This window comes from Brevundimonas sp. UBA7534 (assembly GCF_002479325.1).
In the GTDB taxonomy this organism is placed as follows: domain Bacteria; phylum Pseudomonadota; class Alphaproteobacteria; order Caulobacterales; family Caulobacteraceae; genus Brevundimonas.
Genome location: NZ_DLMO01000055.1, coordinates 10,714 through 22,860, shown reverse-complemented (window position 1 = coordinate 22,860; position 12,147 = coordinate 10,714). Strand labels below are relative to the sequence as shown.

The window sequence follows — 12,147 nt, the reverse complement described above, 5'->3', positions numbered from 1 at the left end:
CGCCGCCTCGTCCACCGCCTCGCGCGAGGCGATCCCCAGTCTCAGCCGCGTGGTGCAGGCCGCCACGCCGGTCAGATTGCTAGCCCCGCCCAGGGCCAAGACGAAGGCCTCGCCCCGGCCGCCGGCGACCGCGGGAACCGCCGCCGCTTCGACCGGCGCGTCCTCTCGTCCCGGGGTCTTCAGGTCCAGCACCCGGATGAACAGTCGGAACAGGCCGTAATAGAGGCCGAAATAGACTAGGCCGACGGGGATCAGCAGCCACGGCCGTGTCGACTTGCCGAAGTTCAGCACATAGTCGAACAGGCCCGCCGAGAAGGTGAAGCCCAGCCGCACCCCCAGCAGGTCCATCACCACCATCGCAACGCCGGTCAGCACCGCATGGATGGCGTAGAGCACCGGCGCCAGGAACATGAAGGTGAACTCGATCGGCTCGGTCACGCCGGTCAGGAAGGCGGTCAGGGCCAGCGACGCCAGCATCCCGCCCACCGCCTTGCGCCGCTCGGGCCGGGCGGCGTGATACATGGCCAGGCAGGCGGCGGGCAGGCCGAACATCATCACCGGGAAGAAGCCGCTCATGAAGACGCCCGCGGTCGGGTCGCCCGCGAAGAAGCGGTTCAGGTCGCCCGTCGCGCCCTGATAGTCGCCGACGATGAACCAGGCCACGTTGTTCAGGATGTGATGCAGGCCGGTGATGATCAGCAACCGATTCAGCAGGCCGTAGACGAAAAGGCCGATCTCGCCCGATCCGACGACCGCCCGGCTGAACACGTCGATGCCATGGTCGATGGCGGTGAACGACAGCCCTACGATCGCCGCCAGGGCCAGCGCCGCCAGCCCCGAGGCGATCGGCACGAACCGTCGCCCGCCGAAGAAGGCCAGATAGTCGGGCAGCTTCAAGGTCGAGAAGCGATTGTAGAAGTCGCCTGCGATCAGGCCCGAGACGATGCCGATGGGCACGCCCAGCCGCGCCATCGCCTGATCCTTGAAGGCCTTTGCGGCCGCGTCCGCCGCATCGCCGGCCAGGCCCGCCACGACCTCGGGCGGAACGCTCAGCAGCACCTTGGCGGACTCCACCGCGATCAGATAGCCGACCACGCCCGCCAGGCCCGCCGCGCCATTGTTGTCCCGCGCCAGGCCGACAGCCACGCCCACGGCGAACAGCAGCCCCAGATTGGAAAACACCGCCTGCCCCGCCGCCGAGACGAAGGCGATGTCCAGCAGGTCCGGCTGGCCCAGCCGCAGCAGCAGGCCCGCGATGGGCAGCACGGCGATAGGCAGCATCAGGGCGCGGCCCAGGGGCTGCAGGCTGGACAGACCGATCTTCATGCCACGGCTCCCACGGCGCGGGGTTTCAGCAGGTCGGCCAGCCGCTCGCCGGCCAGGGCGCGCACCGCCTCGGCGCTGTCCAGCGCCAGGGCCTGTTCGGCCAGGGCGCGGCAGTCCGCCAACGTCACGGCGCGCACGACGGCCTTGATCTCGGCGACCATGGCAGGCGTGGCCGACAGTTCGCGCACGCCCAGGCCGATCAGGATCAAGACCGCCGCCGGATCGGACGCCAGCCCGCCGCACACGCCGATCCATTTCAGCGACCCGCCTCCGCTCGCGCATCGGGCGATCAGCCGCAGCACGGCGGGATGCAGTCCGTCCAGCTGCGCCGCCAGGCCGGCGTTCTGACGATCCATCGCCAGGGCGTATTGCGTCAGGTCGTTGGTCCCGACCGAAACGAAGTCGATGGCCGGGGCCAGGATGTCCGTGGTCATCGCCGCCGCCGGCGTCTCGATCATCACGCCCAGCAGCGGCGTCGCCGCGCCCGTTTCTGCGGCGGCGACGTCCAGCATCGCGCGAACCTGCCGCACCTCGGCGACCGAGGCGATCATCGGCAGCATGACCGCGACCGTCCCCCGGGCGCGCACCCGGCAGATGGCCCGCAGCTGGGTCAGCAGGATGTCGGGCCGGTGCAGGCCCGAACGCACGCCGCGCAGGCCCAGCGCCGGGTTCTCCTCCGGCGGGGTCGGCAGATAGGGCAAGGGCTTGTCGCCGCCCGCGTCCAGCGTCCGAACGATCAGGGGGCGCCCGTCCAGGGCGTCGGCGATGGCCTGGTACTCGGCCAGTTGCTCGTCCTCGTCAGGCGCCGTCTCGCGCTCCAGGAACAGGAATTCGGTGCGCAGCAGGCCGCACCCCTCGGCCCCTCCCGCCACGGCCGGCGCCGCCTCGGCAGCCCCGCCGAGATTGGCGAAGACTTCGATGCGGAGACCATCGGCCGTGCGGGCGTCGTCCATGGCCAGGGCTCGCGCGTCGGCCCGGCGACGTTCGCGCGCCGCCGCCGCGCTCTGGGCGCGGGCCTGGCGGGCGGCGGACGGGGCGGCGATCATCTGCCGGCCGTCGGCGTCCAGCACCACCAGCACGCCGTCCTCGACCCGGTCCAGCCCCTCGCCCACCGCGACCAGCGCCGGCACGCCCAGGGCGGCGGCCAGGATAGCGACGTGCGACGTCGGGCCGCCGCGCGCGGTGCAGATCCCCGCCAGACGCCCGGCGTCCAGCGCCATCAGCTGCGACGGCAACAGGTCGTCCGCCACCACCACGGATCCGGGCCCGAGGGCGGCGGGCGGCGGCGGCGCCTCGCCCGACAGTTCGATCAGCACCTGCCGTTCCAGATCCAGCAGATCGTCGGCCCGCTCGGCCATGCGCGGATCGTCCATCGCCCGGAACAGGGCCGCCCCCGCCCGCGTCGCCTCGCGCCAGGCGAAACCCGCCCCGCGTCCCTCGGCGACGTGCCGTTCGGCCGTCTCGATCAGGCCCGGATCGTCCAGAAAGGCCAGGTGCGCGGCCAGGATGGCGCGGCGGTGCGCCCCGCCCTCGGTCCCAGCCCGCGCGATTTCCGCACGCACGGTCGCCAACGCCTGACGTAGCGCCGCCGTCTCAATGGCCACGCCCTGGCCGGTCTCGGCCACGGCGATCTCGCCCTGCTTCAGCCGCACCGCCCGACCGACCGCCAGGCCCGGCGCCGCGGTGACGCCGCTCAAGATCAGTTCGCCGTCCTCGCCCACGACCGGCCCCGCGACGGACGGAGCCGCCCGCGCGGTCGACGTCGGACCCGACGCCGCCTCTTCCAAGCCCGACAGGATCAGCGCCCGAACCGCGTCCAGCGCCTCGGCCGCCTGACGACCCGACGCCTCCAGGCCCAGTTCGTCGCCGTCACGCACACCCAGCCCCATCATGGCCACCAGGCTGGCCGCATCGGCCCGCCGGTCCCCGCGCGTCAGCACAACCCGCGCGTCAAATCCCTTGGCGCAGGCCGCGATCCGCGCCGCCGGCCGCGCGTGCAGCCCATGCGGCAGCGGGACCCGCACGTGGTCCGTCAGCACCTGCCCCGCCTCCGCGACGACGGCCGTCCCTTCGACCGAGACTGTCAGGATCGGAGAGCCCGCCGCCACCGCCCGCCCCGGCTCCATCGCCGTCGCCGCGCCGCCCCCCACCACGACGATGGGGCAGACCAGGCTGCGCGCCCCGTCCGCGATGGTCTCCAGATCCAGCGTCAGCAGCAGGTCGCCCGTTTTCACCGCCGCGCCCTCGGCGACATGGGCCGTAAAGCCCGCGCCGTTCAGCGCCACCGTCTCCAGCCCGACATGGATCAGCACCTCCACGCCCTCGGCCGATCGCACCGTGACCGCGTGACGGCTGGCGGGCAGGCCGACGACCACGCCGTCGAAGGGCGCGCGCACCGCCGTGTCCGTCGGGTCCAGCGCGACGCCCGGCCCCACCAGCCCTTCGGCGAAGGCGGCGTCGGGAACCTCGCTCAGCGCCGCCAGCCAACCCGCCATCGGGGCATGGACGACGACGCGGCTCATCGCGCCGCTCCCACACGCACCCAGTCGACGCCCCAGATCGGGTCCAACCCGTGCTGGGCGAAGCGAAGGCACAGATCGGTTCGTCCCGCCGTCGCCGGCAGATCGCCGCTCAGAACCGTCACCCCCGGATCGGCCGAGGCCGCTTTCAGCGGCAACACCAGCGCCGGCTGGCCTTCGCAGGCGCCGCCGACGAACACCTCCAGCTCGCCCTCGGGCGTCGTCGGCGTCGCCAGCCGGATATTGTCCTTGGCCGCCCCGATCTGGAAGTTGAACGGAACCTGGCCCACCGCGACCTCGATCCGCTTGCCGCCGGTCAGGTCGGCGCCCTCGTAAGTCCAGCACGGGTTCATGATGTCCATCATGAACACCGACCGATCTCCCGTCGCCGGCGCGTCGTCGATCAGCGACAGCACCAGCCCGTCCGAGCAGGTGGTCAGCTGGTGGCTGTAGCGCCGCTCTCCGTCAGCCGGAATCGGCGCCGCCGGCTCCAGCCCGCTGGTTGCATAGTCGATCCCCAATGCCCGATAGCGCGCCAGCTGCGGCTCCAGCCGTTCGCGGAACGCATCCCAGTCCATCCGGTCGTGCGCGGTCCACGCCACTTCGGCCAGGGCCGCCACGCGCGGGAAGGCCATGTATTCGACCCGGTCCTCGGTCCGCATATGCTCGGTGAAGATGTTGGCCTGGACGCCGATCACCCGCTGCGCCTGTTCCGGCGTCAGTTCGTCCGGCGTCGGATCGAAGCGATAGACGTCCTCCAGCGAGGAGACGATCTTGCGCCCCGGCGCGCCGTCGGTCGGGCTCTGGCGATAGTCGAAGTACAGCACCGGCCCCGGCGTCATCACCGCGTCGTGGCCCAGCCGCGCCGCTTCGATCGCGCCGTCCACGCCGCGCCACGACATGACGGTGGCGTTGGGCGCCAGCCCGCCCTCCAGGATTTCGTCCCAGCCGATCAGCCGCCGACCGCGCGCGTTCAGATGTTTCTCCAGCCGCCCGATGAACCAGCTCTGCAGTTCCTCCTCGTTCGACAGGCCCAGCTCGCGCATCCGTTCCTGCGTCCGGGGCGAGGCCTTCCACTGATCCTTGACCGCCTCGTCGCCGCCGACATGGACGTATTCGCCGGGGAACAGGTCCATCACCTCGTCGAACACCTGCTCGAAGAAGGCGATGGTGGACTCCTCGGTGTTGAACAGGGTCGGATAGACGCCCCAGTCGGCCGGCACCGCGGGCACGGCCGCGCCCGGCGCATCGGTCACGCCCAGCTCAGGATAGGCGGCCACGGCCGCGCTGGCGTGCCCCGGCACGTCGACCTCGGGCACGATGGTGATGTTTCGCGCGGCCGCGTAGGCCACGATCTCCCGCACCGTGTCCTGGGTGTAAAAGCCGCCGTACAGACGCGGCCGCCCGGTCGCCGGGTCGATGTCGCGGCGCGGACCTTCGCCCGCCTCCACCCGCCAGGCGCCGATCTCGGTCAGGCGTGGATGACGCTTGATCTCCAGCCGCCAGGCCTGGTCGTCGGTCAGGTGCCAGTGAAAGACGTTCAGCTTGTGCAGCGCCATCCAGTCGATGAAGCCCTTGATGAACTCGGGCGACTGAAAGTGCCGCGCGGAATCCAGCATCAGCCCGCGCCAGCCGAAGCGCGGCGCGTCCTCGATGGTCACGGCGGCGATGCGCGCCGGGTCCTGCCCGGCCTCGGCCGTGGCCAGTTGCCAAAGACTCATCCCGCCATACAGGAAGCCGCCGAAACCGCCAGCGGCGATGGTCGCGCCCTGGTCGGTGACCGACAGGCGATAGGCGTCCTGCGCCTTGTCCGCGCGCCGAAGGGCGATGACGCCGTCACCAGCCACGCCCTCGCGCACGGTCAGGTCCAGCCCGCGCGTGCGCTTCATCAGATCGGCGAAATAGGTCGCGGCGCGGCGCGCCTCCGCGTCGCCCGCCGGGACGGACAGGACCGTCCCATTCTCCAGCGTGAAGACGCCGCTCCCCGCCTGCACGCTCTGCGGCTCGGGGATGATCGGCGCTTGCGTCTGGGTCTGAACCTGGGCGTGGGCCGGCGCCAGGCCGAGACACAGGGTCAGCAGGGCGGCCGCAGCCGTGCGGACGATCGGCGTCATGGGGGATCTCGCTGAAGGAAAGAGCGCGCGGGGCCGAAACCCCGCGCCAGTTCGGCCTCAGGAGAAGGCCAAGGGGAAACATCCGTCGAAGCGCTCATGGCCGCATCCTGAGTACGGAAGCGCGGCCATGGCAATCGGCTTGCGGGGACGACGCGGCGCCGTCCCCGCCCCATCGATCAGAACTCGACGGCCAGGGTCGCCATCAGCTTGCGGCCCGTCCGGTACACGCCGCGCGGCAGGGCCACGGTGTTGGCGTAGCTGTAGTACTCGCTGTCCAGCAGGTTCTGCCCCGACACCGTCAGGCTGACGTTCTCGTTGAACCGGTAGCCCGCCGTGGCGTCCAGCGTGTCCACATCGCGCACATACAGGGCGTCGCCGCGGTCCAGGCCGGTGAAATACCGCGACCGCCAAGTGTAGGTCACCCGCGCCGAGAACGGGCCGCTCTCGTAGAACGGGCTCAGGTTGACCTGGTGCTTGGAGTTGAACGGCAGATCCTGGCCATTGTCCGCCTCGCCGTCGACCAGGGTGTAGTTGGCCAGCACCCCGAAGCCGTAGCCGAAGGTCTGCTGATAGGCGACCGACAGCCCCTTCAGCTCGGCCGACCCCGCGTTGGTCGGGCGGCTGATCTGATAGGTGGTGACCGCGTTCTGGGCCTGGTTGAAGTGCTGTTCCGGCGCCGTCTGCTGCAGGATGTAGTTGGAGATGTCCTTGTAGAAGACCTCGGCCGACAGGATGGCCTCGGGCTGGAAATACCACTCCGCCGCCAGGTTCAGGTTGGTCGACTCATACGGATCCAGGTCCGGGTTGCCGCCGCCGCCGGTCAGGATCTGGTCCGACAGCCAGAAGTAGTTGGACATGTCGGCATAGTTCGGCCGTGCGATCACCTTGGCCGCCGCGACGCGGATGATCAGGTCGTCCGCCGCGTTGATGGCCACGTTCAGGCTGGGCAGGATGTCGTCGTATTCCTTGCTGGTGACGCTCCATTCCCAGTCCGCCGCTGTGGTTCCGCAGCCGCTGGCCGTCTGATTGACGCAGACATAGCCGCCGCTGTCCGACTCGGTGCGGACGTAGCGCAGGCCGATGTTGCCGCGCAGCAGGTCGTTCTCGAAGTCGGCCTGGCCGTAGAAGGCGTTGATCGTCTCCTGCACGTTCCAGTTCTGGGCGGTGAACTCGGCGTTGCCGAAGATGGTCGGCACCGGCGCCGCCTGCCAGGGCCGCAGATACTCGCCCGCCTCGATGTAGTCCGCCAGCGCGCCGCCATCGATGCTGAAGCGGTTGCGCATCTGGTCGTTCACACCGTCGAAGCCGTCCAGATAGTTGCCCGGAACCTGGCCGGGGCTGAACAGCGAGGCGTTGTCCGGCGCGCCATAGATCTGCACCGTCACGCCCGACATCTTCTGGTCGGTCTCGTGCTTGCGGTATTTGTAGCCGAACTGGAAGCGGTCGAAGAAGCCGTCGCGATCGAAGCCCAGGTCGACCTGGCCATAGGTCTCTTCGTCGGTCGTCGGCTTGGAGACGATGTTGCCGCCCCAGCCGGCGTTGTAGCCCGTTGGTCCGACCGACGGATCGCCCGCGCCCCAGCCCCCGTCGAACGAGAACTTCGCCGGATTGCTCAGCACGTCATTGTTGGCCGGATCGGTGTAGGTCAGCACGCCCGGAGAGCCCGGCGCGCCGCGGAAGTCCACCGAATAGTCGGCCCAGTTCAGGAATTCGCCGAACAGCTGGCGCTGGGTGCCGCCGTCGGCCTTGGAGTAGCCGACGTCGCCGGACAGGTCCCAGCCCTCGCCGCGCCACTTGCCGTCCAGGTGATAGCTGTCGGTCGTCATCTCGGCTTCGCGGTACTGGACGTCCAGCACGCTCAGCGCGTTGTTGAAGGCGGCGTAGGTGATGACCCCGTCCTCGACCTCGATGTCGGTCAAGGCGCCCAGGCTGTTCCAGGTGTTGCCCTGGAAGGCGAACAGCGACTGGTTGATGTTGTCATAGCTGGCGTCGACGTGCAGCCAGTCGAAATTCAGGTCCAGTTGCTCGACCGGCCGCCATTGCAGGGCGACGGTGTAGCTGTCGCGTTCGCGCGTCTGGTTGAAGAAGTGGGTGCCGAACGAGTTCAGACCGCGCGCATTCGGATTGGCCAGCAGGGTCGCGGCGCAGTCGCCCACGCAGTTGCCGTTGGCGATGGCGTCGGCGCCGGGGTTCTCCGGATTGCCGCCGTTGTAATAACTGGCCGGAATGGTGCCGTAGGACTCCAGGCCGTCGCGGCGCAGGCTGTCCTTGGCGTGCTGGGCCGAAATCAGCACGCCGAAGGTGCGGTTCTCGTTGCGCCAGCCGCCCAGCAGCGAATACTGCAGATCGCCCTCCTCCGAGCGATCGTTGTAGAGATAGGTCAGCGCGCCCGATGCGGTCGTCGATCCCGTCAGGTCCAGCGGCCGGCGCGTCAGCACGTCGACCGTGCCGCCGATCGAGCCTTCGTCGATACGGGCTTCGGGCGACTTGAACACCTCGACCCGACCGACGATCTGCGGCGCCAACAGGGCGTAGTTGAAGGTCCGACCCGGCTGGTCGAGGATGAACCAGTCGGCCGAGGCGACCGTCTGGCCGTTCAGCAGGGTGCGGTTCAGCGCGGGATCGGTGCCCAGGATGGAGACCTTCTCGCCCTGGCCGAAGGCCCGGTCGACGGTGACCCCCGGAATGATGGTGATCGCCTCGGCCACGTTGGAGCTGGGGAACTTGCCCACGTCCTCGGCGGTGACCACGTCGATGATGGCGTCGGCGTTGCGCTTTGTCGTCAGCGACTGCTGCAGCGAGGCGCGGATGCCGGTGACGACCACCTCGTCCACGGTGCTGACCGGCGTGTCGGCGGATTGTGCGAAAGCCTGGCCGGCGATGGTCAGCGCCAGGGCGCTGGCGGATCCGGCAAGCAGGACATGACGAATACTCATGACGCCTGTTCTCCCCTTCAATGAACCTACCCCCGCAGATCCTGAAAAGCCCAATGCAAGACCAATATGGTCCGTCCCCCGGCCGTGAATGCTTGCCTCACCGCCGTTAGAAGCGAGACTTTCATCAATCCATCACACCGCGCAAGACCAAAATATGGATTGGGCCTATTCTTTTTTCATATTGGTTCTTGATTGGTAGCATGACATGGGTTCAGATGGACGCAACAACAGGTCCGGGGGCGGGCCGATCCAGGACGGGGCGTGATGTCGTTTCTCGAAGCCATAGGCGCGCTGGACGCGCAGCGCGCAGCGCCGCTGTACCAGCAGCTTCAACACGCCGTGCGCGAGGCGATCGAGCGTCAGGCGCTCAAGCCCGATCAGGCGCTGCCGCCCGAACGCGATCTGGCCCAGGACCTGGCCGTTTCGCGCATCACCATCAGAAAGGCGTTCGACGGCCTGGTCGCCGAGGGCCTGCTCACCCGTCGCCAGGGCGCCGGCACCTTCGTCGCCGCCCGGGTCGAAAAGAGCTTCTCCAAGCTGACCTCCTTCTCCGAGGACATGGCCGCGCGCGGACGCAAGGCCACCAGCTCCTGGCTGAACCGCAGCGAAGGCGCCGTGACGCCCGAGGAATCGCTGACCCTGGGCCTCAGCCCCGGCACGCCGGTCTATCGCTTCAATCGTATCCGCTACGCCGACGGCCTGCCGATGGCGCTGGAGTATTCGACCATTCCCGCCGCCTGCCTGCCGGGCCTGGAGACGGTGACCACCTCGCTGTACCGCGCCCTGGCCGAGGCCGGCTATCGCCCCAATCGCGCGCTGCAGCGGCTGCGGGCCGTGCTGTTCAACGCCGAACAGGCCGAGCTTCTGGGCACGACGGCCGGGGCGGCGGGCCTGCTGATCGAGCGCCGCGCCTTCCACAGCGGCCAGGCGGTCGAGGTGACGCAATCCTACTATCGCGGCGACGCCTACGACTTCGTCGCCGAACTGAACGACGGTCCCGCCTGATGCGCGCCGAAGACACCCAAATGTTCGCCGAGGCGGCCGAGGCCCCGGCCGTCGTCGCCGCCCAGCTGCGCGACAACGCCGATGTGGTGGCCCGGGCGGCCGAACGCCTGCGCGCGCACGTTCCGACCGCCGCTCTGATCTGCGGCCGGGGCAGTTCCGACAACGCCGGCGTCTTCGCCCGCTATCTGATCGAATCCGAGACCGGGGTGCTGACCAGCCCGATGCCGCTGGCGGTCAGTTCGGTCTATGGCCGCACGCCGCGCATTCCCGGCGGCGTCTGCCTGGCGATCTCCCAATCGGGCAAGAGCCCCGATCTGGTCGCCGCCGCCTCGGCCGCCAAGGCGGGCGGCGCCTTCGTCATCGCCCTGGTCAATGTCGAGGGCTCGCCCCTGTCGGAGGTCGCGGACCTGACGATCCCCCTGCGCGCCGGCCCCGAAGTGTCGGTGGCCGCGACCAAGAGCTTCATCACCAGCCTGACCGCCATCGCGCACCTGGTCGCCGAATGGACGCAAGACGACCATTTGCGCGCGGGCCTGACCGCCCTGCCCGACCAGCTGGCCGCCGCCTGGCGCCAGGACTGGAGCGCCGCGCTGCCCGTTCTCCGGGCCGCGACCAACCTCTATGTCGTCGGGCGCGGCGGCGGCTTCGGCGTGGCGCGCGAGGCGGCCCTCAAGCTGAAGGAGACCTGCGGCCTGCACGCCGAGGCCTTCTCCACCGCCGAGGTCCGCCACGGCCCTATGGCCCTGGTCAAGTCGGGCTTTCCCGTCCTGATGCTGGCCCAGTCCGACGTCACGCGTGACGACGCCGAGGATCTGGCGATCGACTTCGCGGGGCGTGGGGCGCGGGTCTTCCTGTCGGGCTCCTGCGAGGATGCGCGCGTGACCGCCCTGCCCTCCGTCGCCGGCCATCCGGCGCTGGAGCCNNTCGCTGGTCCAGAGCTTCTACGGCCTGGCGGCGCGTCTGTCCGTCGCGCGCGGCTTCGATCCCGACCGGCCGCCCTACCTCAACAAGGTGACGGAGACCGTCTGATGGCCGTCAACCTGATCAACGGCCGGGTGGCGACGCCCGACGGCGTGCGCGACGGGCTCAGCGTCGTCATCGACCAGGGCCGGATCGTCGCCGTGACGCCGGATCGTCCCTCCTCGGGCCAGGATCACGACCTGCGCGGCCGCCTGCTGGCGCCCGGCTTCATCGACACCCAGGTCAACGGCGGCGGCGGGGTGCTGTTCAATGACGACCCCAGCCCCGAGGGCGTCGCCGCCATCGCCGCCGCGCACCGCCGGTTCGGCACGACCGGCCTTCTGCCCACCCTGATCAGCGACGACCTGGACGTGATCGACCGCGCGGTCGACGCCGTGGAGGCCGCCATCGCGCACGGGACGCCCGGCGTGCTGGGCATCCATATCGAGGGGCCCTTCCTCAACGTCCGCCGCAAGGGCATCCACGACGCCTCCAAGTTCCGCGTGCTGGACGACGACGCCGTGCGTCGGCTGACGCGCCTGAAGGGCGGCCGCACCCTGATCACCCTGGCGCCCGAGATGACCACGCCGGAGATGATCGGCCGCCTGGGCCAGGCCGGCGCGTGCGTCGCGGCGGGCCACACCGACGCCGACTACCCGACCATGCGCGCGGGCTTCGACGCCGGGATCACCGGCGTGACCCATCTGTTCAACGCCATGTCGCCGCTGCAGAACCGCGCGCCCGGCATGGTCGGCGCCGCGCTGGAGAATCAGGACGCCTGGTGCGGCATCATCGTCGACGGCCACCACGTCGATCCGGTCGCCCTCAGGCTGGCGCTGCGCTGCCGCCCGCACGACCGTTTCATGCTGGTGACGGACGCCATGCCCAGCGTCGGCGCCGACAGCGACCACTTCTTCCTTCAGGGCCGCCGCATCACCGTCAGGGACGGGCTCTGTTACGACGAGAACGGGGTTCTGGCGGGGTCTGACCTCGACATGGCCGCGGCGGTTCGCAACGCGGTCGCCCTGCTGGGGCTGGACCTGTCCCAGGCCCTGGCCATGGCTTCGGCCTGCCCGGCGGCCTTCCTGGGACTTTCGGGCCGGCGGGGCGCGATCGCGGCGGGCCGGTCCGCCGACCTCGTCGCCCTGGACGACGATCTGAAGGTGGTCGAAACCTGGATCGGCGGCGTCCGCGAAGACGCCGCCTGAAGGTCGCTTAGTCCGGCAGGTCTTCGGCCAGGATGGCCATTTCGAACATGAACGAGCCTTCCTCGTCCTCGTCCTCGAA

The 12,147-nt window shown here is 69.9% G+C and carries 6 protein-coding genes and 1 pseudogene; 3 read left to right on the top strand and 4 right to left on the bottom strand.

The window, feature by feature from the left end; all coding sequences use genetic code 11:
* The 4 genes from nagE to B2U11_RS04040 all read right to left on the bottom strand — a co-directional run.
* Window positions 1-1,326, bottom strand: a 1,326-nt coding sequence (nagE, locus tag B2U11_RS04055; protein WP_292070112.1) for an N-acetylglucosamine-specific PTS transporter subunit IIBC, incomplete at its 3' end; no start/stop codon positions are given.
* Window positions 1,323-3,848 (bottom strand): phosphoenolpyruvate--protein phosphotransferase, encoded by a 2,526-nt coding sequence (gene ptsP / locus B2U11_RS04050; protein ID WP_292070110.1) that lies wholly within the window; start codon window positions 3,846-3,848, stop codon window positions 1,323-1,325. The genes nagE and ptsP, both read right to left, overlap by 4 nt.
* The gene (locus B2U11_RS04045; protein WP_292070109.1) at window positions 3,845-5,959 is read right to left on the bottom strand and encodes a beta-N-acetylhexosaminidase; all 2,115 of its coding nucleotides are present in this window, start codon (window positions 5,957-5,959) and stop codon (window positions 3,845-3,847) included. Before B2U11_RS04045 ends, ptsP begins: the two co-directional genes overlap by 4 nt.
* 176 nt (window positions 5,960-6,135) lie before the next feature.
* Complete coding sequence (locus B2U11_RS04040) at window positions 6,136-8,895, bottom strand: TonB-dependent receptor (protein WP_292070107.1); 2,760 nt, start codon at window positions 8,893-8,895, stop codon at window positions 6,136-6,138.
* Between the two features lie 264 nt (window positions 8,896-9,159).
* On the opposite strand from B2U11_RS04040, the gene B2U11_RS04035 reads away from it, so the two are divergent.
* The 3 genes and pseudogenes from B2U11_RS04035 to nagA all read left to right on the top strand — a co-directional run bounded on the left by B2U11_RS04035 (window position 9,160) and on the right by nagA (window position 12,068).
* Window positions 9,160-9,900, top strand: coding sequence for a GntR family transcriptional regulator (locus B2U11_RS04035; RefSeq protein ID WP_292070106.1), 741 nt, complete (start codon window positions 9,160-9,162; stop codon window positions 9,898-9,900).
* Window positions 9,900-10,685, top strand: a pseudogene (locus B2U11_RS04030) (SIS domain-containing protein); the annotation flags it as partial. The gene B2U11_RS04035 and the pseudogene B2U11_RS04030, both read left to right, overlap by 1 nt.
* Window positions 10,686-10,928: 243 nt before the next feature.
* Window positions 10,929-12,068: an N-acetylglucosamine-6-phosphate deacetylase gene (nagA, locus tag B2U11_RS04025; protein WP_292070118.1), complete on the top strand. Its 1,140-nt coding sequence runs from the start codon at window positions 10,929-10,931 to the stop codon at window positions 12,066-12,068.
* Window positions 12,069-12,147: the final 79 nt, after the last annotated feature.

Coding starts and splice junctions, on each gene's coding strand:
- ptsP (WP_292070110.1), bottom strand. CDS start 3,848: ATGAGCCGCGTCGTCGTCCATGCCCCGATGGCGGGTTGGCTGGCGGCG.
- nagA (WP_292070118.1), top strand. CDS start 10,929: ATGGCCGTCAACCTGATCAACGGCCGGGTGGCGACGCCCGACGGCGTG.
- B2U11_RS04035 (WP_292070106.1), top strand. CDS start 9,160: ATGTCGTTTCTCGAAGCCATAGGCGCGCTGGACGCGCAGCGCGCAGCG.
- B2U11_RS04045 (WP_292070109.1), bottom strand. CDS start 5,959: ATGACGCCGATCGTCCGCACGGCTGCGGCCGCCCTGCTGACCCTGTGT.
- B2U11_RS04040 (WP_292070107.1), bottom strand. CDS start 8,895: ATGAGTATTCGTCATGTCCTGCTTGCCGGATCCGCCAGCGCCCTGGCG.